General features: G+C 58.6%; 21 protein-coding genes. 15 read left to right on the top strand and 6 right to left on the bottom strand.

Annotation, left to right across the window (positions count from 1 at the left end):
- Nucleotides 1–50: 50 nt before the first annotated feature.
- Together FC75_RS01315 and FC75_RS01310 are read right to left on the bottom strand one after the other, a co-directional pair.
- Nucleotides 51–1,526: an MFS transporter gene (locus FC75_RS01315; protein WP_054664662.1), complete on the bottom strand. Its 1,476-nt coding sequence runs from the start codon at nucleotides 1,524–1,526 to the stop codon at nucleotides 51–53.
- Between the two features lie 130 nt (nucleotides 1,527–1,656).
- Nucleotides 1,657–2,565, bottom strand: coding sequence for a phosphate ABC transporter substrate-binding protein PstS family protein (locus FC75_RS01310; RefSeq protein WP_056988906.1), 909 nt, complete (start codon nucleotides 2,563–2,565; stop codon nucleotides 1,657–1,659).
- Between the two features lie 195 nt (nucleotides 2,566–2,760).
- Here FC75_RS01310 and FC75_RS01305 point away from each other — a divergent pair, with 195 nt between their 5' ends.
- Nucleotides 2,761–4,185, top strand: coding sequence for an MFS transporter (locus FC75_RS01305; protein ID WP_054664658.1), 1,425 nt, complete (start codon nucleotides 2,761–2,763; stop codon nucleotides 4,183–4,185).
- Between the two features lie 63 nt (nucleotides 4,186–4,248).
- On the opposite strand, the gene FC75_RS01300 is transcribed toward FC75_RS01305, so the two are convergent.
- Nucleotides 4,249–4,926, bottom strand: a complete 678-nt coding sequence (locus FC75_RS01300; RefSeq protein WP_054664655.1) for an MmcQ/YjbR family DNA-binding protein — start codon at nucleotides 4,924–4,926, stop codon at nucleotides 4,249–4,251.
- A 209-nt stretch (nucleotides 4,927–5,135) separates the two neighbouring features.
- Between FC75_RS01300 and FC75_RS01295 the strand changes: the two genes are divergently transcribed.
- Nucleotides 5,136–5,939 (top strand): MerR family transcriptional regulator, encoded by an 804-nt coding sequence (locus tag FC75_RS01295; protein WP_054664652.1) that lies wholly within the window; start codon nucleotides 5,136–5,138, stop codon nucleotides 5,937–5,939.
- A gap of 51 nt (nucleotides 5,940–5,990) precedes the next feature.
- Nucleotides 5,991–6,968 carry a zinc-binding dehydrogenase gene (locus FC75_RS01290; RefSeq protein WP_056988904.1) on the top strand — a complete coding sequence of 326 codons (978 nt, stop codon included), beginning with the start codon at nucleotides 5,991–5,993 and terminating at the stop codon, nucleotides 6,966–6,968.
- A gap of 100 nt (nucleotides 6,969–7,068) precedes the next feature.
- Here FC75_RS01290 and FC75_RS01285 read toward each other — a convergent pair whose 3' ends face one another.
- Entirely contained in the window at nucleotides 7,069–8,295 is a 1,227-nt protein-coding gene (locus tag FC75_RS01285; protein ID WP_056988902.1) for a toxic anion resistance protein, read from the bottom strand.
- Nucleotides 8,288–9,031: a 5-bromo-4-chloroindolyl phosphate hydrolysis family protein gene (locus tag FC75_RS01280; protein ID WP_054664648.1), complete on the bottom strand. Its 744-nt coding sequence runs from the start codon at nucleotides 9,029–9,031 to the stop codon at nucleotides 8,288–8,290. Before FC75_RS01280 ends, FC75_RS01285 begins: the two co-directional genes overlap by 8 nt.
- Before the next feature lie 178 nt (nucleotides 9,032–9,209).
- On the opposite strand from FC75_RS01280, the gene FC75_RS01275 reads away from it, so the two are divergent.
- From FC75_RS01275 to FC75_RS01250, 6 genes are all read left to right on the top strand, one after another.
- Nucleotides 9,210–9,746, top strand: a complete 537-nt coding sequence (locus FC75_RS01275; protein WP_054664645.1) for an NUDIX hydrolase — start codon at nucleotides 9,210–9,212, stop codon at nucleotides 9,744–9,746.
- Nucleotides 9,739–10,008, top strand: a complete 270-nt coding sequence (locus tag FC75_RS01270) for a hypothetical protein (protein WP_056988900.1) — start codon at nucleotides 9,739–9,741, stop codon at nucleotides 10,006–10,008. The genes FC75_RS01275 and FC75_RS01270 overlap by 8 nt, the downstream gene beginning before the upstream one ends.
- Nucleotides 10,009–10,073: 65 nt before the next feature.
- Nucleotides 10,074–10,766: a 5'-methylthioadenosine/adenosylhomocysteine nucleosidase gene (locus FC75_RS01265; RefSeq protein WP_054664642.1), complete on the top strand. Its 693-nt coding sequence runs from the start codon at nucleotides 10,074–10,076 to the stop codon at nucleotides 10,764–10,766.
- 12 nt (nucleotides 10,767–10,778) lie between these two features.
- Nucleotides 10,779–11,939 carry a cysteine desulfurase family protein gene (locus tag FC75_RS01260; RefSeq protein ID WP_054664639.1) on the top strand — a complete coding sequence of 387 codons (1,161 nt, stop codon included), beginning with the start codon at nucleotides 10,779–10,781 and terminating at the stop codon, nucleotides 11,937–11,939.
- 157 nt (nucleotides 11,940–12,096) lie between these two features.
- A complete protein-coding gene (locus tag FC75_RS01255) occupies nucleotides 12,097–14,379 on the top strand; it encodes an HAD-IC family P-type ATPase (RefSeq protein ID WP_056988898.1) in 2,283 nt (760 codons plus the stop codon).
- A 99-nt stretch (nucleotides 14,380–14,478) separates the two neighbouring features.
- Nucleotides 14,479–14,820 (top strand): DUF1831 domain-containing protein, encoded by a 342-nt coding sequence (locus tag FC75_RS01250; RefSeq protein ID WP_054664636.1) that lies wholly within the window; start codon nucleotides 14,479–14,481, stop codon nucleotides 14,818–14,820.
- A gap of 60 nt (nucleotides 14,821–14,880) precedes the next feature.
- Here FC75_RS01250 and FC75_RS01245 read toward each other — a convergent pair whose 3' ends face one another.
- On the bottom strand, nucleotides 14,881–16,275 hold the full coding sequence (locus FC75_RS01245; RefSeq protein WP_054664633.1) for an FAD-binding oxidoreductase: 1,395 nt from the start codon (nucleotides 16,273–16,275) through the stop codon (nucleotides 14,881–14,883).
- Between the two features lie 238 nt (nucleotides 16,276–16,513).
- Here FC75_RS01245 and FC75_RS01240 point away from each other — a divergent pair, with 238 nt between their 5' ends.
- From FC75_RS01240 to recD2, 6 genes are all read left to right on the top strand, one after another.
- Nucleotides 16,514–17,044 carry a helix-turn-helix domain-containing protein gene (locus tag FC75_RS01240; RefSeq protein ID WP_056988896.1) on the top strand — a complete coding sequence of 177 codons (531 nt, stop codon included), beginning with the start codon at nucleotides 16,514–16,516 and terminating at the stop codon, nucleotides 17,042–17,044.
- 133 nt (nucleotides 17,045–17,177) lie between these two features.
- Nucleotides 17,178–18,296, top strand: coding sequence for a tRNA 2-thiouridine(34) synthase MnmA (mnmA, locus tag FC75_RS01235; RefSeq protein WP_275453009.1), 1,119 nt, complete (start codon nucleotides 17,178–17,180; stop codon nucleotides 18,294–18,296).
- Nucleotides 18,297–18,425: 129 nt separating this feature from the next.
- Entirely contained in the window at nucleotides 18,426–18,962 is a 537-nt protein-coding gene (locus tag FC75_RS01230; protein ID WP_056988892.1) for a methylated-DNA--[protein]-cysteine S-methyltransferase, read from the top strand.
- A 77-nt stretch (nucleotides 18,963–19,039) separates the two neighbouring features.
- Nucleotides 19,040–19,705, top strand: a complete 666-nt coding sequence (locus tag FC75_RS01225) for a histidine phosphatase family protein (RefSeq protein ID WP_056988891.1) — start codon at nucleotides 19,040–19,042, stop codon at nucleotides 19,703–19,705.
- 12 nt (nucleotides 19,706–19,717) lie between these two features.
- Nucleotides 19,718–20,383, top strand: a complete 666-nt coding sequence (locus FC75_RS01220) for a tetratricopeptide repeat protein (protein ID WP_056988889.1) — start codon at nucleotides 19,718–19,720, stop codon at nucleotides 20,381–20,383.
- Nucleotides 20,376–22,847: an SF1B family DNA helicase RecD2 gene (gene recD2, locus FC75_RS01215; protein WP_056988887.1), complete on the top strand. Its 2,472-nt coding sequence runs from the start codon at nucleotides 20,376–20,378 to the stop codon at nucleotides 22,845–22,847. Before FC75_RS01220 ends, recD2 begins: the two co-directional genes overlap by 8 nt.
- Nucleotides 22,848–22,851: the final 4 nt, after the last annotated feature.

Here is a 22,851-nt window from a genome sequence, read left to right as displayed (position 1 = left end):
CACAGAAAAGAGGCAGCGCAAGCGCGCTGCCTCTTGTTGTCTCTTGAGTCTCACTGGGCTCTGGTTTTGAGGCTGGCCTCTTTGCGCCCGGCGTAGAGGTTCAGGACCAGGGAGATCAGCATCAGTGCTAAGGCCAGCAGCATAATGTTGTGCAGGCCGCTGTGCAGGATCTCGCGCATCGCCGGCAGGAGCTTTTTGGGCAGGCTGGCGGCGCTGTTAGAGTCGCTGAGTTTGTTCATCATGCCCATGGTGATGCCGGGATGGGATGCCACCCCTTTGGCCAGCTGCTGGTTCATCAGCAGACCAAAAATGGCCACGGTGAAAGTTTGGCTGAGCATGCGGATCAGAAAGCTGAACGACGTGGCGACCGAAACGTCCTGTTCTTCGGCGTCGACCTGGACCTTGACCTGCAGCTCGTTGAAGCAGGCCCCGTTGCCCCAGCCTTCAAAGGCGCCGGCGACCAGTAGCAGCCAAAATGGCGCGTGCACGTTCAGGACCGCCATCAGGACAAAACTGATCGTCAGCAGGACAATGTTGAACGTCAGCACCTGGTGCGGGGTGTAGTGCCGCCGCATCATCGGCACGGACTCCGAGCCGGCGACGTTGGTGAAGGCAGCAGGGATCTGCGTTGCCCCGCCGACCAGCGCGGTCGTGCCGAGCAGGCCTTGTGCCCACATCGGAGCGTAAGTCAGAAACGCCACGAAAGCCCCCCAGACCAGGGTGAACAGCAGAAAATCCATTACAAGCGGAAAATTCCGAAACACCCGCAGTGGGATGACCGGATCTTTGGCGTGCTTTTCGGTGCGCAGTAGCAAGACCATGGCCAAGACCGCGACGACCACCAAGCCAAGGATCACTGGCAGCTTGACCATGCCGATCATTTCAATGGCCCCAAGCAGGCTGATCAGCAGCACGACCAGCGCGACACTGCCGCGCACATCAAGCGGTGCGGCGACAGGCGCGCTGCGTGGCACCTTGTAGTAAATTTGCACCAGCAGGATCGACAGCAGGCCAATTGGCACGTTGATGTAAAAAATCCAGTGCCAGGACAAGGCATCGACGAGGAAGCCGCCGACCAGCGGCCCGATGATGGTCGCAAAGCTATAGAAGCCGGACACCAGGGCCAGCGTCTTCATGCGGTCGCGCACGTTCGGGTACAGGTCGACGAACATAATGTACGGCAGCGAGATCATGCCGCCGTTGTCGATCCCAGCGATCCCGCGGGTGATGATCAGGAGCCATATGTTAGGCGACAGCCCCTGAAGCAGTGACCCGATAACAAAAGTCAAAGCCGCAAGCTGGTAGGCGAATTTGTACGACCTGCGCTGCCCGAGCTTGCTCCACAGCAGCGTGGACACGGCGGTGCCCAGCAGAAAGACGGCGACTATCCACGCCATGAGCTGTAGCCCGTGCAGGTCGGCGATGATGGCGGGTAGTGCGGTGTTGACAATGGTGCTGTCGATTCCGGACATGACGTTGGCCAGCAGTAAGGCGACAGTGACGAGTCTAATGTTGCTTTTAGACATAAACGACTTTCTCTCAATTAGTGTCATGAAAAATACATGCATAGATAATCTTATGCTTTTCACGGCGCGGCGTCCATGTTGACCGGAAGCAAAAAAGCACTGACCACAGGGGTCAGTGCTTGAATGCATGTTACTTGTCTTCAATTGTGCCGTCATGGGTGCGTGCCACTTTCATGTCGACGACGGGAATGTAGCCCATTTTCTTGACCAAATTGTTTTGCACGGGCTTGCTCTGGATGAAGTGGATGAATTTGGCCGTTGCCGCGTTCGGTGAGCCCTTGGTGTACATGTGCTCGTATGCCCACACCGGCCAGGCGTTGGTGGTCACGTTGGCGTCGGTTGGCTTGACGTTGTTGAGGGCCACCGCGGTGACGCCTTCCTTAATGGCAGAAAAGGCGAGATAGGAAACGGCGCCAGGCGTGCTTGAGACCATTTTCTGCACGGTGCCGCTGGAATCCTGTTCCTGAGCAGTCTTGACCTTGTTAGTCTTGAGGGCGAACTGCTCGAACGTCGCGCGAGTCCCGGACCCCTGGGCGCGGTTGATCAGGACGATTGCCTTGTCGGCGCCGCCCACCTGCTTCCAGTTGGTGACCTTGCCAGTGAATATGTCTACCAGCTGTTTTGAGCTGAGGTTGGTGACTTTCGTGTCCGGGTTGACGACCGGTGCCATGCCGACCACCGCGACCTGGTGATCGACCAGCTTAGTGGCTGCAATGCCTTTTTGCTGTTCGGCGAAAATGTCGGAGTTCCCAATCGTGACGGCGCCTGATTGGACTTGAGACAGGCCGGCCCCGGAGCCGCCACCTTGGACCGTGATGTTGGCGCCTGGTGTCTTTTCCTGGTACTGGGCAGCGGCCTGCTCGACCAACGGCTGCAGGGCCGTGGAACCCACGGCCATAATTTTAGTTGAGTCGGCGGCCTTGGCCGTTGATGGCTTGGTGGCGCCGGTGCCTTGCTTAGCGCCACAGGCGGCAAGGATCAGGACGACCCCGACCGTGAGCAGCAGTGACCCCTTTTTCAATACGGAACCTTTTTTCATGAATATTTCCTCCCCTAGTGGAATGAGTTAAGCATACGCGGGAAGTGTAAAAGCCTTGCAGGTTGGGTGTAATAGTTAGGTATCCGGTGTAAAGACAAGGACCCACTTGCGTAAATATTGCCAGCTGTGTCAATTGTGTTTCTGAAACTGACACCATATAATAAAGAGGCCAATTTAGGATACTGGAGGCCAACAATGAAAAATTACGTCGACGATCCGCACGTGCAGAAGAACCGCTGGTGGATCATGACCGCAGTCGGGATGTTCACCATCATGTCCACGCTGGATGCTTCGATTGTGAACATTGCGCTGCCTGTCATCGCCAAAGACATGCGCCTGCCGATGAACCTGGCGGAGTGGACGGTCTCGATTTATCTGATCGTGATCTGCGCACTGCTTCTGCTCATGGGCAAGCTGGGTGACATCTACGGCAAAATTCGCATCTTTCGGATGGGCGAAGTGCTGTTTACCATCGGGTCGCTGTTTGCCGGTTTCAATCACTCGTTTGTGATGCTGCTGGCGGCGCGGGTCGTTCAGGCGTTGGGGGCCTCCATGACGATGGCCAACAGCAATGGCATCGTGACGGAGGTGTTCCCGTTCAAGGAGCGCGGGCGGGCCTTGGGCATGATTGGGTCGTTCGTCGCCGTGGGCTCGATTGCCGGGCCGGGCCTCGGCGGCTTGATCCTCGGCGTGCTGCCGTGGGGCTACATTTTCTGGATCAACGTGCCGCTGGGCATTCTGGCCATCATCGTCGGCCAAGTCGTGTTTCCGAAGGACATCGATCACAGTGAGGCGAACATTGATTGGCCCGGGTTTGTCGCGTTTGCGCTGTTTATCGTGCCGCTGTTTGCCGGAATTTTCATCGGTCAGGAGATTGGGTTTACGCGGCCGGTGATCCTCGCAATGTTCGCGGTGGCGATCATTGCCTTTGGTGCGTTTATCTGGATCGAGCAGCACACTGCCGATCCGATGCTGGCACTGTCGCTGTTTGCCAACAAGGAGTTCACGATTTCACTGTTCGCCGGGTTTTTAATTTTCGTCACCAACTTCTTCTTCAATGTGATCTCACCCTTTTATCTGGAAAATGCGCGGGGATTGTCGGCAACGACGGCCGGGTACATGCTGATGCTGTTTCCCATTGTGCAGGTGATCGTGGCGCCGCTGTCCGGTTCTCTGTCGGATAAAATCGGGCCGTATGTCATCACGCTGGTGGGGCTGCTGGTGATCCTGGTCGTGCAGATCGGGTACGTCACGCTGAGCCTGACCACCCCGTGGCTGCTGGTTTGTGTGATCATCGCCGTGATGGGCTTTGGCAACGGGGCGTTCCAGTCGCCGAATAACACGTTGGTGATGTCGGCGGTCGCTCCCAAAGATCTGGGCATCGCCGGCGGCCTGAATGCGCTGGCCCGCAACATGGGGATGGTCGTTGGCATCTCCGCGTCAACCACGGTGCTTTATGCCGCGATGAGCCGTGAGGCCGGACGCAAGGTCACAACCTTCGTGGCCGGGCAGCCGCAGCTGTTTATCAACGGAATGCACGTGGCCTTCAGCGTCGCGGTGGTGATGTGCACGATCACCGTGCTGCTGACCGCCTACCGCATGATCACCATGCGCAAGTGAGCACCAAATAGGCACCGAAGCTGATTTTGTCGTCAGTTTCGGTGCCTATTGATTTTGTGGGAATCACTTGGCTAAGTCGCGGCTGGCCTTCACTCGGGCCATCAAGGTGGCGAGTGGGGTACCGGCGTCCAACTGATAGGATAGCCAGTGCTTCTTGTTCATGTGATAGGCTGGCAGCGCCTGACCGTTTTTCAGCTGCGTTTCGATGGCTTGTGGGTCGGCGCGCAGCACCAGAATGTCAATGGGGTCAGCGCCGGTCAGGCCGACTTTGTCCGGGGTCACCTTGACCATCAAGGCGTACCACTTGCGGTTGTCGCTGCGGCGAATGATTGCGTTGTTGGGAAACTGCTTCCACAGGTATTCAGGCTGTTCAGCGAACGCCTCGTCGATGGCCGCGGTAATTTTTTTCATCTGCCCGGCGTCGAACATGGTCGGCACGAAGCAGTCCTTTGAGATTGCCGTCAAGGCGGCGATGTAGGCCCCGCGGATCTGACCGATGAACATCCCCGAGTTGGCCGGGTCCAGGTGGAGGGTGTACAAGTCGCCCGATTCCTGGTCAGTCACCGGGCTGGTGATCGTCTTCCCATCGATGTTGACGGTGAGGCTGAAGCCCGGGACCAACGCAGTTTGGTAGCGCCAGCCGGTACCGGTCTGTTTGAACCCATAGGCGGCCAGCTTTTTGGCGTCGGGCTGGCGATTGTGAAAAATCGTGTCTTGAATTGAGTGTTGTAAGGTGGTCATAGTCGTCCTTCTTTCGGGGAGTCATCAAGGTAGCGAGTTAATCAAAGCGGTTGGCAATTTGAGGTAAAATGGCTTGACTGTCAGGTGGCGTCACAGTTTATTCTAAGGTTGTCGGTGGCAGTTGCACGGCAAAATGCCGGCCTGAATCACTGTGTTACACTAGTTATAAACCATACCGTTACGTGACAGTCAACCCAAAGGACAGTGCCATGCTCAAAATTAGTGAAATGGCCAAGTTAGCCAATACCACCAGACGAACCCTGATTTTTTACGATGAGCAGGGGCTTTTTAAGCCGGCGAAGGTGAGCGACACGGGATATCGGTACTATGAGTATTCGCAGCTGTACGACCTGATGACCATCCTTGGCCTGCGCCACATTGGGCTGTCGCTTGATCAGATCAAGGCCATTAGGTCCGCCGACAACCGGCAGGCCATCCCGCAGCTGCAGGAAGCCCAGGCCAAAATCACCAGTCAGATCGAGGATCTGCAGCGCGTGCAGGCGGTGATTCAGCAGCGGCTGACGCGGCCCGGCAAGGCGCCGGCCGGCAAGTTATACGCGCCGGTGGTCGCGACGCTGAAGTCCGCAACATTCTGGTGCTCCCGCAAGGCGGTGGACTGCACCGAAGAAGAGGTCGCTCAGCTGTTTTCAGAGTTTTATCAGAAGCTGGACGCGCTGGCGCTGATGAACACGGCCACTTCAGGGTATTTAACCGATTTGCCGGTTGAGGATCCGGCAGGGTACATGGACGCCTCATTTCGGATCCTTAAAGAAACGCAGGGCAAGCCTGACGAAACCTTGCTGCCGCTGATCAAAAAGCCGGCGGGCCGGTATGTTCGCGTGCGCGTTGCCAACACGCTGGACGGGATCACCCGTGGGCTTAACGAACTGAACCAGTTCTGCCAGACCGCGGGGCTGCACCCGAGCACGCATCTGTGGCAGATCAATGACCATGACGCGGTGGTGGCGCAAGGCGCAACGCCGTACGGCTGGCTCGAGTACGCGCTGGATTAATTGGTTGAACCAGAAGCATTGTCCAATCAGACAACCAAGGAGGAAACGAATATGCAAGCAATTAGATTAACTGGGCCGTGTGAGGCCAGTGCGCTGAAACCCGTTGAGGTGCCAAAGCCAGAGGCCAAGGCGGGGTTTGACGTGGTGCAGGTCAAGGCCTTTCGTGTGAATGAGTCGGAAGTCACCAGCCGCAAGGGCGAATCCGATGGCGATTTCCAGTATCCCCGAATTCTGGGAATTGAAGGCACAGGCGTGATCGACACGCCGGCTGCCGACTCACCGTACCAGCGCGGCCAGAAAGTGGCGATGATGATGGACGGCCTCGGCCGTGCGATTGACGGCTCTTACGCCGAGTATTGCCTGGTGCCGCATGCGGCAATGATTCCGCTGGAGACTGATCTTGACTGGGACCTTGTTGGCGCCTTGCCGGAAATGCTGCAGACGATTTACGGCTCGCTGAACAAGGGGTTAAACCTGACGGCCGGTGACACCGTGCTGATTCGCGGCGGTTCGTCAACAGTCGGGCTCATGAGCATCGGCTTGGCTAAAATGCTGGGGGCGACCGTCCTCGCCACGACTCGCAGCCAGGCCAAGGTGGCCAAACTAACGGCCATGGGCGCAGATCATGTGCTCATCGACGACGGGCACATTGCCGCTCAGGTGCACGACCTGCTTCCTGAGGGCGTGGATAAGGCGCTCGAGCTGGTCGGCACCACGACGCTGACGGACACCTTTGGCGCGGTCAAACCAGCTGGTAAGCTCTGCTTCACTGGCGGGCTTGGCGGCGGCTGGGAAATCGAGCACTTCTCACCGTTCATGATCCCCAGCGGCAAGTTCTTGACCAGTTATGCCGGTGAAGCCCAAGACCTGCCGGCCAAGATCTTCAACCAAGTCCTGGCGGAGGCCAAAGCCGGCAAGCTGAGCGTTCCAATCGCCAAGGTCTATCACGGGCTTTCAGAAGTCGGTGAGGCCCAGGCCAACCTGGAATCCGGCCACTTTGTCGGCAAGCACGTGGTGGTGTTAGATTAATTTCCGTTATGCGACCGCACACCCTGATCAACAGGCGTGCGGTTTTTTGTCTGCCAGACAAAAAAAGCCAGCCGCTTGAGCGACTGGTTGCAAGAAGCTGTTAGGCCTTTGGATTTTTGCCCTGCATGTTGCCGTGGGTGTAATCGAGCAGGTGGTTCTTGAGGTCTTCCTCCATCTTGCCGAGTTCCTGCTCTGCGGCCTGGCGCTTGGCCCGGCCTTCCTGCTGGATCTGCAGGGTCTGCTGCAAGGTGTCGACCAAATCGTTTTGCGTCTGGGTCAAAGTCTCGATATCGACCACGCCGCGCTCGTTTTCCTTGGCGGTTTCAACGGCCGAGATCTTCAGCATTGACGAATTTTTCTTGAGCAGGTCGTTGGTGGTTTCGGAGACCTGGCGCTGCGCGGTGACTGCATCCTTTTGCCGCAGGAGGGTCAGGGCGATGGCGACTTGATTCTTCCACAGCGGAATGGCCGTATTGACGCTGGCCTGGATCTTTTCCGCCAGGGCCTGGTTCGTGTTTTGAATCAGGCGGATCTGCGGCGCCTGCTGCAGTGTGATCTCGCGCGCCAGCTGGAGGTCGTACGCGCGCTTTTCCAGCCGGGTTTCGAACTGCTTGAGGTCGTTGACTTCCTGGACCTTCATCTGGTCGCCGGAGGCCTGGGCGTCGGCGAGGGCGGCAGGGATGGTCTTGTTCAGCAGTTCGTCCTGCTTGATCTTGGCGGCGGCAATGTAGATGTTCAAGGCGTCAAAGTACGCTTTGTTCTGGGCGTACAGCTCATCGAGCATCTTGTTGTCGTTGAGCAGGCCTTGCTGCTCCTTGGTCAGCCGCGCGGCGATCGTGTCGATTTGCGCACCGATTTTCTGGTACTTGGCGGTGATTTCAAAAATCGAGCGCCGCACTTTGCCAAAAATCTTCTTGAACACGTTGTTGCTTTCGGCGCGCAGCTCGTCCGGATTGGCCTCGTTGAGGCGCGCCATCAGGCTGGTAAGGGCGTCCCCGACCGCGCCGGTGTCCTGGCTTTGCACCTTATCCAGCATCGTCTGGGAAAACTGGCCGAGCTGCTGCTGGGCCTGGGCGCCGTAGCTCATCACGCCGTCATTATTTTTGACGTCGATTTGTGCCGCCAGGTCCTGCGCCTGTTTCTCCTGCTCAGGGGTCAGCTTGGCCGTGGGATTATCACTGGCGGCGCTGGCCGGCGCTGCCGCGGCGGTGCTGCTGGGCGTCTGGGTCGCAAACGGCTGGCTCAACAGGTCGGCGACCAGGTTTGAATCCGCGGCAGTACTGGTGGCTGCCGATTGTGCGGTGGTTTTTGCTTCTTCATCACTCATGCTGTTGCCCCGTTTCTTCTGATTTTGGTGTGATGGTGGCGTGCTCTGGTGTTAAATGAATGCTGCGGTCCACGGTGTCGGTCGATTCGGCCAGGCGCGGCTTGATCTGCTTTTTGGCCAAGTCAATGTCCGCTTCCAGGTCATCGATATCGCTTTCCACAAATTCGCTGTAGCCGTCCTTGATCGTATCGGCGAGATCACGCAGGGTGTTGGCCGCAGTGGTCAGCACGTCGTAAGTATCCTGCGTTTTGACCTCGTGGTGCGTGATGGTTTCGTATTTCTGGGCGATGCTTAGCACATTTGGCAGCTGCTCGTAGATAAACTTGCCGGCTGCGCCCAGCTTCTTGGGGGTTTGCACGATGGCCTTGAAGTAGGCGTGCATGATGTCGAGCAGGTCAGCGTTCACAGCAATGGTCTTGATCTTCGGCACGCGGTCGGCGATGGCCTCGAACTCGTGAATCTCATCAGCCGCCTGGTCCATTGTCTCGCGAAACAGGTTGATCTCACTTTCGCTCAGGCCGGACTCAGCGTAGTGGGCGGCCATATCCGGTGTGATCGGTGGGGTGGCCGGTTTCTCGACCGGCCGGCTCAGCTCGCCGACAAGCCGGGCCCCGGCGAAGACCACCATGACGAACAGGCCGACCCACAGGTGCTGGGTCAACAAGCCAATCACCAAGCCGGCCGCGGCCCACAGGCCCACGCGCAGCCAGCGGATGCGTTTTTCTGGTTTCTTCAACGTTTTTCACTTCCTGAATATGCTTTCGTGCCTTCAGTTTACCATACTATCAACCCCCAAATATCGGGCTTGCGATGGACTTTCCTGAAGGATTTCTAAAGGCGTTGGTATTCTCGCCGGCCATTGGTATCATAGGGTTGATGACGCCTGCCCAGGCGGCAAGAAGGAAGGCTCCCGGATGGAAAAAATCGAAGGACGACAGCAGATTTATCAGGACCAGATCCTGACGCTGAGTCAGCTTACAGTACGACTGGAGGACAATACTATGGCGAAAAGGACTCTGGTTCACACGACCGGTGCGGCGGGGGTGCTGGCCGTACACCAAGACAAGGCCCTGTTTGTCCGCCAGTGGCGCACCCCAATCGGCCAGGAGACCATAGAGCTGCCGGCGGGCAAGATCAATCCTGGGGAAACCCCCTTTGAAGCCGCCAAGCGCGAGCTGAATGAGGAGGCCCAGTTGGCCGCTGACGAGTGGGCGCCGCTGACGCACTTTTACCAAAGCGCAGGGTTTTCCGACGCCGAAACGACGCTGTTTTCGGCCCGCCGCTTGCACGCGCCAGCCGCGCAGCGCAGCCAGGACGTTGGCGAATTTGTCACCGGTGAGTGGCTGACGCTGGCGCAGGCCAAACAGGCCCAGGCGGACGGTTTGATCTGCGACGCCAAAACGACGCTGGGCCTGGCGCTTTGGGCGCTTCAGGGGGTGCAAGATGCCTGAGTTAACCCGCAAAGAGTACCGTCAGCAGCAAAAGCAGGCCGAGCGCGAGGCCGAAAAGCGCGATGCCAAGCGCGTTGAAACCGAGCGCGAGTACGCCAAGCAGGCCCATGATCCAGACAAGGCACCGAAAGCGCCGCACCGCGGCGATTTTGACGAGCAGACCTTCAGGAAGGTCAACAGCTTAAAAAAACGCCTTAACTGGGCGATCGGGATCGTGGTGGTGCTGCTCATTGTGGTCGCGCTGGTGCTGTTTAAGCTGTAATTTTCGCTCGCCTGGCGTACAATTAGTCAGTTGCTTTTTCACTGTCATAGAAGGGATGAACTTTAATGAAGATAGGCGTTATCTGCGCGATGGAAGAAGAGATCCGCACGCTGCTGCCCAAGCTGGCAGATCAAGAAGAATGGGTCGTGGCCAGCCAGCATTATTACCACGGCACCATTGACGGCACCGAGGTGACTGTGGTTGAATCCGGCATCGGCAAGGTGCAGGCGGGGATGACGGCGACGGTGCTGCTCAGCCAGTATCAGCCGGATGTGCTGATCAACACAGGTTCGGCCGGCGGCATCGGCCAGGGGCTGAACATCGGTGACGTCGTGATTTCGAGCAAGGTCGCCTATCACGACGTGGACGCCACGGCGTTTGGCTACAAGCCGGGCCAGCTGCCGCAGCAGCCCCTTTATTTTGACGCTGATCAGCAGGTGGTTGAGGCCATTGCCCAGGCCGCGCGCGAGACGGACCTGAAGACGCACGTTGGCTTGATTGTGTCCGGCGATGAGTTTGTTTCTAGCCAAAGTGCCGTCAAGCGCATTTTGGCCATGTATCCGGACGCGTTGGCCAGCGAAATGGAAGGCGCCGCGGTCGGCCAAGTTGCGCACGAATTCCACACGCCGTTTGTCATCATCCGTGCGATGAGCGACAACGGCGATGACAGCGCCTCGGTCAACTTTGACGATTTCATTATTGACGCGGGCAAACGCTCGGCGGCGATGCTGCTGGCGTACATTCACAACTTGAAATAAGGAGCGAGAGATTTGGATCACATCTATCTCGATAACGCGGCCACAACTCCGATGGCAAAAAAAGTCATCGAGACCATGACCACGCAAATGCAGTCTGATTTTGGCAATGCGAGCTCGACCCACTGGTTCGGCCGCAACGCGCGCGCCGTCATGGACGACAGCCGCGCTGTGCTGGCCAAAAGTATCAACGCCAACCCCAATGACATCGTGATCACCAGCGGCGCGACGGAGGCCAACAACACGGCCATCATGCAAACGGCACACGCGCGGGCCGGGCTCGGCAAGCACATCATCACCACGGCCATCGAGCATCTCAGCGTACTAAAGCCGATGGCGCAGCTGGAAAAAGAGGGCTTTAGGGTCACCTATTTGCCGGTGAACGAGGAAGGCGAGATCAGTTTGGCCGACTTCGACGCCGCGCTGGATGACGACACCATCTTGGTTTCGATTATGATGGGCAATAACGAGGTCGGCTCGCGCATGCCGATACAGCAAATCGGGGAGCGGCTTGTCGACCACCAGGCCTGGTTCCACACGGACGCGACCCAGGCGTTCGGGCTGCTCGACATTGACGTGGATGCACTGCACGTGGACATGCTGAGCGTGTCCGCCCACAAGATCAACGGCCCCAAGGGTATCGGCTTCCTGTACCGGCGCACCGGGATCAACTTCCCACCGTTCTTGCGCGGCGGCGAGCAGGAAATGAAGCGCCGGGCGGGCACTGAGAATCCACCGGCCGTGGCCGGGTTTGCCGAGGCGGTGCGCCTCATCACGTCGCAGGAAAAGGCAGACCGGCAGGCCAAGTACTACGGCTTCAAGGAGCAGATCATGCACGCGCTTAAGGCCGCAGGCGTGGACTTCAAGGTCAACGGCCCGCTGAAGCCGGATGCGCTCAATCACGTATTCAACCTCTGGCTGCCCGGCGTCTCGACCTACGCGCTGCAGACCAACCTGGATCTGGCCGGATTTGCCATTTCAGGTGGCTCCGCCTGCACGGCTGGCTCGCTTGAGCCGTCGCACGTCTTGACCGCCATGTACGGCGCGGATTCACCGCGCGTCGCAGAATCGATCCGAGTGTCTTTCGGCGCGTTCAACACCACCATGGACATCGTGCAATTCAGCGACGCCCTGGTCAAAATCGTCAACCGGCTCCGTAAGAAAGCCAACGCTTAGGCACGACTAAAGCACCGAATTCGCAGCGTCTCTGTGGGTTCGGTGTTTTGGTGTCCAGTTGAAAGAAAAGGTAAAATCTGCGCCGGGCTTTCAGTGGCTGGGGGCAAAAGCGTAGAGTGGAAGTAGTGACTAGGGGATTTTTGAGGGAGGAATTGAATTGGCGGAGGAAAAAAGCACTCTTTCTGGATTAACGCAGGTCGAAGCAAAGGCGCGTTTGGCCAAGGACGGGCCCAACGAGGTGGCGGAAAAACCCTTCAGCTTTCCCCGGGCGATCGCGCAGCGCCTGTGGGAACCCTCCGCTTGGATCTTGGAAGGGGCACTGCTGCTGGAAATTATCCTTGGCAAGGGCATTCAGGCCGGCTTCATCATCGTCATGCTGCTGTTTGCAGCCGTGAACGGCGCGGTTCAGAACCGCAAGGCGACCAAAATTCTGTCCGGGCTCACCGACCAGCTGACGCTGACGGCGACCGTTATGCGCGACGGCCAGTGGCGGCGGGTGCCGGCGCGCGAGCTGGTGGTCGGCGACCTCGTCAGCTTGACTTCAGGCGACTTGGTGCCGGCGGATGTGAACCTGCTCCAAGGCCACGCCGACCTCAACGAAAGCTCGATCACAGGGGAAGCCCAAGGCGTGTCTCGGCGCGTCGGCGATGCCGCATTTGCCGGCACCGAGCTGACTGCCGGCCACGCCTTGGGCCGCGTCACGGCCACCGGGAAGGCCAGTCGTTCCGGCAAAACCATCAGCCTCATCAACAAAAGCTCGGCGCCTGGGCACTTGCAGCAGCTGCTGGGCAAAATCATCGGCTACCTGGCCGCGGTGGATGCAGTCCTGGCCGTGATTCTGATTGTGGCAACCCTGGTGCGCGGGCAGAGTTTGCTGGCGCTGTTGCCATTTTTGGCGATGCTGGTGATCGCGACGATTCCGATCGCCATGCCCTCCAGTTTTGCCGTGGCCAACTCCGTGGAGGCCAAGGTGCTCAGCGGCCAACAAGTCCTGGTCAGCGATTTGACCGGAATTCAAGAGGCGGCCAACATGAACGTGCTGCTGGTCGACAAAACCGGCACCATCACGGCCAACAAGCCCAGTGTGGTGGCTTTTTACAACTTGTCGGCGCAGCCAGATGAGACTGTCCTGCAATTGGCGCTGACCGCGACTGACCAGCGCAAGCCCAGCGTGATTGATGCGGCCATTCAAAATTACGCCGGCCAAAAGCAGGTTGCCCCACTGACACAAACCAATTACCTGCCGTTTGATTCCGGCACTGGCTACTCCCAAGTTCAGGTGTCAACTGAGGCAGGGCCGCAAATGGTCCGGCTCGGCTCTCTGAAGCAGCTGACCAAGATCACGGCGGCTTTTACGCTCCCTGCCAGCGTTGATTTTTCCGCCGGTCGCACGACCGCCGTTGCAGTCGCGGACCAAATGGTCGGGTTGTTCATCATGCAGGATCAGCCGCGTGCGGACAGCGCGGCAGCTCTCGCTGAGATCCGCGCCCACGGCGTCAAGGTGCTGATGCTGACTGGGGACAACCAGAAAACAGCGGCGGCCGTGGCCAAGCAGGTCGGGTTGCCCGGCCGCGTGATTTCTATCTCTGAGCTAACACCGCATCAGCCGCTGGATGACCTCGCCGGCATCGCCGATGTCGTCCCTGAGGATAAACTGGCCATGGTCACCAATTTTCAAAAGGCCGGTTATATCGTCGGGATGACCGGTGACGGCGTGAATGATGCGCCCGCGTTGAAGCAGGCGGACCTGGGAATCGCGGTTGCGACCGCCGTGGATTTGGCCAAGCGGTCGGCGCGCATGGTGCTTTTGACGCCGGGATTGAGTTCGATCACCAACGTGCTGGACAGCGGCCACCGGGTGTACAAACGCATGATGACCTGGACCATCACCAAGCTGTCGCGGGCGGCTCAGCTCAGCATCCTGCTGACGTTCGGCTACCTGATCTTCGGCTTCCTGCCGCTGAGTTTGAATGCGATGATCCTAGTCGCGCTGCTCAACGATTTGGTCACGCTGGTGCTGGGCACCGACCACGCGCAGATCAGCCACCAGCCGGAGCGCTGGGACATGAAAAAATTGAGCAAAACGGCCGGTCTTTACGCCGGTGGGTGGACGTTTGCCGGGTTTGGCTGGCTGCTGTGGCTGATCCACGTTGGGCAAACCGCGGCTCAGATCAGCACCGCGCTGTTCTGCTTCCTGATGTTTAGCGCAATGCTCACCATCCTGATGACCCGCACCACCAAACCATTTTGGGCCAGCGCCGCCAGCAAGCAGGTCAATTGGGCCATCGGGGGCAACACCGTCGTGACCATGATCTTGGCTGGGGTCGGGCTGGGCGTCACGGCAGTCCGGTTGCCCATCATTTTTCTCGCGCTTGCCCTGACGCTGGTGGTGGGAGTCCTGTTGACCGGCTTGACGCGGTGGCTGCACCCCGCGGCGTGAAACGCCAACGATTGCGCGGCAATCTTTGGCCCCGGATAGGCGATTATGGTAAGATAAAAGCGAATACAAGCGCCGCTGTGCGCACAGGGAGTGGGAGTTATGGCATTACAGGCAACTGGTTCCGTCTTGGGCGATCCGAAGACCTACAAGATTTCACCGCAGATCAAGCGTTACACGCTGATGGACCTGGGGTTTGTGAAAACGAAGAACGGCAACTTCCAGCTGGAGCGGTCGCTGGACCCGAATTCGCCGTTCACCCAGGCCAATAAGCTGAAGGTGACCTTCAAGGCCGACCTGTCCGGCTTTCAAATGGGTGTGACCACGGCCAACGGGCTGAAGGCCATCAACATTTTCAAATCCGACAAGACCGCTGATAACGTGGAGCAGTATCATTTCATTATTGACAACATGATCGAGCGTCAGGTGCTTGAAGAGGCCTGAGCGCACAATAAGGCCGCTGCGAAAATTAAATCGCAGCGGCCTTTTGCGTCCAATTGGCGGCTAGTTGATCTTGCGCTTCGGGTTCAGCAGGTTCATTGGATCCAGCAGCGCCTTGATCTGGTGCTGGAGCATGTCAACATCCTCGCCGAGCTCGGCGTTGTTCCACTGGTTCTTCAGCATCCCCACGGCGTGCTCGCCGGAAATGGTGCCACCCAACGCCAGTGTTTTCTTGAACATCAAGGACAACGCCTGGCTGACTTTGGCCGGGACCCCTTTTTCTTCAATCGGCCAGACAATGGACGGGTGGACGTTGCCGTCGCCGGCGTGACCCGCCGTGTAGATCTTCAGGCCGAGGTCTTGGCCGACCTGCTTGATGTAGTCCATCATCGGCGCCAGCTGGGACAGTGGCATCGCCATGTCCTCCATAATGTGGTTCTGGCCGGTGAAAATGGCTGGGAGCATGTCGCGGCGGACTTTTTCCAGCTGGGCCTGCTCCTCGGGCTTCTCGGTGACGGTGATGTCGCGGGCCCCGTGCTTGGTCAGCAGCGCGTTCAGCACGTCCATGGCCTGCTTAGTGCCGTTATCGATTTTAAAAATCAGCATCGCCCCGGACTCCTTGCTGTAGTCGGTGCCATCGTACTGATCAATGGCCTGAATGGTCGGGTGATCCATCGCCTCGAGCATCGTCGGGTAGACGCCCGAGATGCGGATCTCGGCGACGGCCTCGGCCAAGGCCGTCATGTTCTCGAAAAAGGCCATGCCCATGACCGGCGTTCCCAGCGGGATCGGCATCAGCTTGACCGTGATCTCGGTGATGATGCCTAAAGTGCCCTCAGAGCCGACAAACAGCTGGGTCAGATCGTAGCCGAACGCCTGCTTGAGCGTGCGGCCGCCGAGTTTCAGCTCGCGGCCGTCCGCCAGCACCACTTTGAGGCCGAGCACGTTGTCCTTGGTCGCCCCGTACTTGACGGTGCTCATGCCGCCGGCGTTGGTCGCGACGTTGCCGCCGATGCCGGAAATCGGCTTCGACCCAGGATCAGGCGCGTAGAACATGCCTTGCTTACGGGCGGCCTGGTCGAGGTCGCCGTTGATGACCCCAGGCTCGACGACGGCCAGCGAGTCGGCCTTGCTGATCTCCTTGATCTGGTTCATGCCGGCGGTGGACAGAATGAAACTGCCGGCGATACCGTCCGCCCCGATCACCGTACTGGTGAACCGGTTCTGGGTGACGACTGGAACGTGGTACTTGCGCGCGGTTTTCAGCACGCCTTGTACGTCGGCGGTGCTGTGCGCCTCGATGAAGGCGAGGGCCAGTCCGGAATCATCGTCGGTCAGGTTGGGGGAGAAAGACTGCTTTTTCAAGGTGGCCGGGTCGGTGATCACGCTGCCGGCGGTCACATTGGCTTTGAGGTCGGCAAGAATCTCATCGTTAGAAAATGCCGCAAAAACTGTCATGCTAATGGCTTCCTTTCTTTAAAACGCTTACAAAAATACCGTAACACTATTTTACCAAAAAGGGTGCCATAAGCCATTGGCGGTACCTGCTTCCCGATGATATTTCTGCCGGCAGTGCAGCTAACACTTTCGTCATGTTCAAATGCGGCAGGCAAAAAGTGTTATGGTATGAGCCATGCAGCCGCTGTGCTGCAAGTAAACCAAGCAGGCCTGCCGTGGTGGGCCGAAGGAGATTGACATGGCTTTTGCAATTGGGAAGTATCTGGCCGCCGGACGCGCTGCGAGCGGAAAGTCGCAGGAAGACACTGCGCTGTTGCTGGGAATCACTCCTGGAACGGTAGCCCAGTGGGAAAATGGGCAAATCGTTCCGACGCTCAGTCAACTCGGTCAACTGAGCCGTGTGCTCGGTGCGGCGCCGCAAGCGCTTGTGGGGTTGAAACCAAAAAAGAAGCGCCTGCCGCTGATCGGCCAGCGGGATCAAAGTAAAAGTGTGAGCTGGGGAGCGACCTCTGACGAACTGCGCCGCCTGGTGTTGGCCAATCTGATCAGCCTTAGCGCCAGCTTGACCACGGAGCAGGCCGCCAGCTTGCAGCCGGTGCTGGAACAGCACTACCAGTTGTTGATCCAAGGGGTCACGGCGGTCGCCTATGTGGTGCAGACGATGTCGCTGGGCGTCAGTAAGGCCATGCGGCAGGCTGGCATCATGTTTTCGCCAGCGCAGGAGGCGGATTACATGGCCATTGTCCGGGCGGATTACATTCGCAAGTGAGGGTGTAAGCGACGTGCACTGCTTACTTTCAGATAGCGTTGTTTTTCCCAGTTGCACTGGTATAATTAACCTTACTGGAATTGACGACCTTCAAATCGGATAACTCCAGAATCTGATTGAAATGATGGTGATCATTTTGGACAACAGCAACACCCGCGTTGTGGTGGGGATGTCCGGCGGCGTGGATTCGTCCGTGTCGGCGCTTCTCCTTAAGCAGCAAGGGTATGACGTCGTCGGGGTGTTCATGAAGAATTGGGACGATACAGACGAGAACGGGGTCTGTACCGCCACGACCGACTATGCGGACGTGGCTAAGGTCGCCGACGAGATCGGCATTCCTTACTACGGCATCAACTTCGAAAAAGAGTACTGGGACCGCGTGTTCCAGTACTTCCTGGACGAGTACAAGGCCGGCCGCACTCCGAATCCCGACGTGATGTGCAACAAAGAGATCAAGTTCAAGGCGTTTCTCGATTACGCCGAGGAGCTTGACGCCGACTACATTGCCATGGGCCACTACGCCCAACTGACGACCGACGAAAACGGCACCGTGCACATGCTGCGCGGCGCTGACGCCAACAAGGACCAGACGTACTTCCTCAGCCAGCTGTCACAGGCGCAGCTGAAGAAGTCGATGTTCCCGATTGGCGGCATGCAGAAGTCGCAGGTTCGGGCCATTGCCGAAAAGGCGGGTCTGGCCACTGCCCACAAGAAGGACAGCATGGGCATTTGCTTCATCGGCGAGAAGAACTTCAAGCAGTTCCTCAGCACTTATCTGCCGGCTCAGCCTGGTAAGATGATGACCTATGATGGCGAGGAGAAGGGCACGCACGATGGCCTGATGTACTACACCATCGGCCAGCGCCAGGGGCTTGGCATCGGCGGCAACTCGGAGAACTCTGAGCCGTGGTTCGTTGTCGGCAAGGACATCGAGAAGAACATTCTCTATGTCGGCCAGGGTTACAACAACCCGCACCTGATGGCGACCAGCCTCGACGCGTCCGGCATGAACTTCTTCACCGGCAAGGCGCCTGCGACCGACTTTCACTGCACGGCGAAGTTCCGCTACCGCCAGCAGGATGTCGGCGTCACCGTGCACCTTGACGGCGACAATGCCCGCATTGAGTTCGACCACCCGGTCCGGGCCATCACGCCCGGCCAGGCCGTTGTCCTGTACGACGGGACGGAGTGCTTCGGTGGTGGGACCATTAACGTGGCCTACAACGATGCTCAGGTCCTGCAGTACGTGTAATGAGTTAGGCAAAAATCTCTGGCACTCCTGCGCAAGCGGGGGTGTTTTTTTAACGCCTAAGCGGGTGAGTCGGCCACTATTCGGAACACGCGTTCGTATGGTAAAATATAGGCAATTGGAGGTGCCGTGATGCAAGCACAAAGCACGTATGAATCCCCGTTCGGCGAGTTGACGTTGCTGGCCGACTCAGACCATTTGCTGGGCATTTGGTTCAAGGATCAGGATCACTTTGGCGGGCAGTTTGACTTGACGCAGGTGCCGCGTCAAGTGACGCCGGTCTTGATCAAAACCGGGCTGTGGCTGCAGGACTATTTTGCGGGCGAGAGGCCGGATCCCCAAACGCTCCCGCTTAAGCTGACCGGCACCGCGTTTCGGCAGGCCGTTTCCCGGGCACTGCTCGCGGTGCCGTACGGTGAGGTGACCACGTACGGTGCGCTGGCCGCCGCGGTGGGCGACAGCTTGGGGCGGCCGACCTCGCCGCGCGCGATCGGCAACGCCGTGGGGCATAACCCGATTAGTATCGTCGTCCCGTGCCACCGCGTCGTCGGCAAGCACGGCGAACTGGTGGGGTACGCCGGCGGCATGGACCGCAAAATGATGCTGCTCGGGCTGGAAGGGCACACCATCGATGTGGATAAGGCCTGTTTGATGTCCGCAAAGGCCTGATGATTTTAGCCCCCTTGAATTAGGCGCGGTAAATCGCGATAATTAGTAGTTATATAAGACCATTAGGGGGAGCAAGATTGACGCGGTTATATTTTGTCCGGCACGGAAAAACTGAGTGGAACTTGGAAGGGCGCTACCAAGGCGCAAACGGGGATTCGCCACTGCTCAAGGAAAGCTACGAGGAAATCGGTCAGCTGGCCAATTATCTGACAGTGCGCGGGGTGAAGTTTGCCCACGCGTACATCAGTCCCTTGCCGCGCGCGCAAAAAACGGCGCAGTACCTGATCAAGCAGCTGGGTCAGGACATTCCGACCACGACGACCGTGGGGATGCGCGAATTCAACCTGGGCCGCATGGAAGGCATGCGCTTTACCGACGTGGAGAAAAAGTACCCCACGGAACTGCACGCGTTCCGCTATGCGCCTGGTGACTACGACCCGACCAAGATTCAGGGCGAGTCGTTTCCCGAGTTGATCCAGCGGATGCAGCCGGTGGTGCTCGATGCCGTTAAAAAGGCCGAGCCTACCGATAACCTGCTGTTTGTCAGCCACGGGGCAGCCCTGGTGGCGCTGATCCAAAGCCTGCTGGGCACGCCCATTAAAGACATGCGCAAGGACGGCGGTTTGACTAACAGCAGCGTCACGATTCTTGACGCGACTGGACCGAAGCTGCCGTTCAAACTGGTCCGCTGGAATGACACAGACTACATCACCAAGAAACTCGATCCAACCGACACGATTTAGGAGGCACTTGCCATGGCGTCATTGACTGACCAATTCAATAATGGGGACCACGACGCGGCGATTCAGGCCGCGGTCAAACGCATCGATGAAAAGCCGACGGACCCAAAGCGGTATTCCGTGTTGGCCACGATGCTGATCGGCATCCACGCCTACGATGAGGCCAGCCAGCTGATCGTCAAGGCGCTGGGGCTGTTCCCAGGCGATGACGAGCTGACCTATGATGCCGGCCTGTTGGCATTTAGCCAGGGCAATTCGACGCTGGCTATTAAGTACTTCGCGCAGCTTGCAAACGCCAAAAAGGGGAGCCTCAAGCAGGACGCGCAGTACATGCTGGCGCTGAGCTACCAGCAGGCGGGGCAGGTGCAAAAGGCGCTGGCGTTTGCCCTGACGGCGCATGAGGCGGCCCCGGAAAAGGTGGACGCCGCGCTGCTTTCGGCTGAGCTTTTGCTGGGGCTCGGTGCGTTCAAAGAGGCCGCCAAGCTGTTGGCACCATTTTTGCAGATCAACAACGCGCGGGTGCTGTTTACCTATGGGATGGCGCTGACCGGCCAAAACCTTGATGGCGGCAAGTACCTGGACGAGGCGAAGAAGCTGGATCCGCAGGGCTATGACCAGCAGGCGGGCAAAGTCCGCGACATTGCTGGGTTCCTCAAGGCGCAGGGTGACGCCGATGAATGAAGACGGGCAGCAAAGTGTCAGTGGCCGGGTCAAAAGCATCATTTTCCAAAGCCCGACGACCTTCTTCAAAATCGTCGCGGTGACGATCACTAAAACAAATATTCAGTGGCCCGATGACGAAATTACCGTCACCGGGAATTTTGGTGACATCAAAGAAGACGAGACCTATACGTTCGTCGGTAAAGTGGTCAACCATCCGCGCTACGGCCTGCAGTTCGCGGCAGACAATTATCAGGTCGACAAGCCGACGTCGAAGCAGGGCCTCATCAATTACCTGGCGTCCGACCGCTTTCCCGGCATTGGGAGCATCACCGCCAAAAAAATCGTCGACGCCTTGGGCACCGGTGCCATCGACAAGATCCTCAAGGACGAGAATGTGCTGAAGCCGCTGGGCCTGAACGCGGAAAAACGCGCGACCTTGGTCGACAACCTCCAGCTGAACCTGGGTATGGAGCAGGTCATCATCGGCCTGAACGACTTTGGCTTCACGTCTAACATGGCGGCCAAAATCTACCAGAAATACAAAACCGACGCGCTGGACGTGATCAAGGAGAATCCGTACCAACTGATCGCCGACATCGACGGCATCGGGTTCAAACGTGCCGACGCCATTGCGGCCAACCTTCACATCGCGCCTGATTCCCAGATTCGGCTGGGTGGGGCGGTGTTGTCCGAGCTGCAGCGGTTGACCGACGGGGAAGGCGACACCTACGTGATGCTGCCCCAACTGGTCAGCTCGGCGGTCGGGGTGCTGGAAAGCGCCCGCAACGTCGAGGTCGATCCCAACCGCGTGGGCCAGGCGATTTTGACGCTGACGAAAAAGGGTGAGTTGTACGCCGATGACCAGCGCATTTTCCCCAAGCGCTTGTACGACGCGGAAGGCGAGATTGCCACACGGCTGGCCGGCCTGAAGGAGCCGGTCGAGGATCCGCCCACCGATAAAGCCGTCGTCAAGGTGATCAAAACCGTTGAAAAAAGCGCTGGCATTCACTACGACGAGACGCAAACCGCCGCTATTAAGCAGGCCCTGAAAAACGAGATTTTTCTTTTGACCGGCGGCCCCGGCACCGGAAAGACCACCGTGGTCAACGGCATCGTGCGCGCCTACGCGGAGCTGAAGGGCCTGAGCCTGGATATTAACTTGTACAAGGACGAGCCGTTTCCGCTGATGCTGGCCGCGCCGACGGGCCGGGCGGCCAAGCGCATCATGGAGACCACCGGCCTGCCGGCGTCGACGATCCATCGGCTGCTCGGGCTGGCCATCGATGCCCAGGAGTACGAACCCAAGGACCTGCCGGACGGACTTTTGGTCGTCGACGAAATGTCGATGGTCGACACCTACCTGTTCCGCACGCTGCTGGCGGCGCTGCACCCCGGCATCAAAGTCATCCTGGTCGGGGATAAGGACCAGCTGCCGTCAGTCGGGCCCGGCCAAGTGTTTGCGGATCTGCTGCGCAGCCGGACGCTGCCGGCGATGGAGCTGCGGCACATTCACCGCCAGGATGAGGACTCGTCCATCATTCCGCTGGCCCACGCGATCAATGCTGGCCGGCTGCCGGCGGACTGGCGCGAAAGCAAAAAGGACCGCTCGTTCATTCTGTGCCCACCGGATCAACTGGCGCGTGTGGTCGGGCAGGTCGTTGGCAAGGCCGCGACCCAGTTCGATAAGGCCGATGTGCAGGTGCTGGCGCCAATGTACCGCGGCGCCGCCGGTATCGACCAGCTCAACCCGCTGATCCAGGACATTTTGAATCCCAAAAAGTCCAACCGCACTAAGGAAGTCGAGTTTGGCCCGGTGAAATACCGCATCGGCGACAAGGTGCTGCAGCTGGTCAACAACCCAGACGCCAATGTCTTTAACGGCGAGCTGGGCATCATCACCGGCATCACGGCGGCCAAGGACGCCGACAGTAAAACCGACGAGCTCACCATTGATTTTGACGGCAACGAGCTGCAATACCAGCGCAGTGACTGGAGCAAGATCACGCTGGCCTACGCGACCTCGATCCACAAGGCGCAGGGCTCGGAGTTTCCGGTGGTGATCCTGCCGCTGACGCTGGGGGCGCGGCGCATGCTGCGGCGAAACCTGCTGTACACGGCGGTGACGCGGGCCCGCGATTTTCTCATTTTAATGGGGGACCCACGGGCGTTCGAAACGGCGGTCGAAGCCGTGGCCGACAACCGCCAAACCGCGCTGGTCGACCGGTTGACCAAGGTCATGAAGCAGGACCAGCCGGATATTTTCGCGCCAACTGCGCCGACTGACACGGTGCCTCAAGCACCGGCCACCCGGGTGGTTGACAGTGCGCCGGTTGCTTCGGATAATAATGATAGTGAAGCGATTGATCAAAATAAAGAATACCGCCTGACCAAAGCATTGATCCAGGCTCAGACCATCGACCCGCGCATCGGGCTGAACGGGCTGACGCCGGCCAAGCTGTTGGCAGCGCAGGAGGCTGAGTAAGCCA

This window comes from Lacticaseibacillus camelliae DSM 22697 = JCM 13995 (assembly GCF_001436615.1).
In the GTDB taxonomy this organism is placed as follows: Bacteria; Bacillota; Bacilli; order Lactobacillales; family Lactobacillaceae; genus Lacticaseibacillus; species Lacticaseibacillus camelliae.
The sequence above is the reverse complement of the archived record's forward strand: the minus strand, read 5'-3'. Positions and strand labels throughout refer to the sequence as shown.

Coding starts and splice junctions, on each gene's coding strand:
- FC75_RS01285 (WP_056988902.1), bottom strand. CDS start 8,295: ATGAGTGATGAAGAAGCAAAAACCACCGCACAATCGGCAGCCACCAGT.
- FC75_RS01275 (WP_054664645.1), top strand. CDS start 9,210: ATGGAAAAAATCGAAGGACGACAGCAGATTTATCAGGACCAGATCCTG.
- FC75_RS01270 (WP_056988900.1), top strand. CDS start 9,739: ATGCCTGAGTTAACCCGCAAAGAGTACCGTCAGCAGCAAAAGCAGGCC.
- FC75_RS01220 (WP_056988889.1), top strand. CDS start 19,718: ATGGCGTCATTGACTGACCAATTCAATAATGGGGACCACGACGCGGCG.
- FC75_RS01265 (WP_054664642.1), top strand. CDS start 10,074: ATGAAGATAGGCGTTATCTGCGCGATGGAAGAAGAGATCCGCACGCTG.
- FC75_RS01305 (WP_054664658.1), top strand. CDS start 2,761: ATGAAAAATTACGTCGACGATCCGCACGTGCAGAAGAACCGCTGGTGG.
- FC75_RS01250 (WP_054664636.1), top strand. CDS start 14,479: ATGGCATTACAGGCAACTGGTTCCGTCTTGGGCGATCCGAAGACCTAC.
- FC75_RS01290 (WP_056988904.1), top strand. CDS start 5,991: ATGCAAGCAATTAGATTAACTGGGCCGTGTGAGGCCAGTGCGCTGAAA.
- FC75_RS01230 (WP_056988892.1), top strand. CDS start 18,426: ATGCAAGCACAAAGCACGTATGAATCCCCGTTCGGCGAGTTGACGTTG.
- FC75_RS01315 (WP_054664662.1), bottom strand. CDS start 1,526: ATGTCTAAAAGCAACATTAGACTCGTCACTGTCGCCTTACTGCTGGCC.
- FC75_RS01310 (WP_056988906.1), bottom strand. CDS start 2,565: ATGAAAAAAGGTTCCGTATTGAAAAAGGGGTCACTGCTGCTCACGGTC.
- FC75_RS01240 (WP_056988896.1), top strand. CDS start 16,514: ATGGCTTTTGCAATTGGGAAGTATCTGGCCGCCGGACGCGCTGCGAGC.
- FC75_RS01245 (WP_054664633.1), bottom strand. CDS start 16,275: ATGACAGTTTTTGCGGCATTTTCTAACGATGAGATTCTTGCCGACCTC.
- FC75_RS01295 (WP_054664652.1), top strand. CDS start 5,136: ATGCTCAAAATTAGTGAAATGGCCAAGTTAGCCAATACCACCAGACGA.
- FC75_RS01300 (WP_054664655.1), bottom strand. CDS start 4,926: ATGACCACCTTACAACACTCAATTCAAGACACGATTTTTCACAATCGC.
- recD2 (WP_056988887.1), top strand. CDS start 20,376: ATGAATGAAGACGGGCAGCAAAGTGTCAGTGGCCGGGTCAAAAGCATC.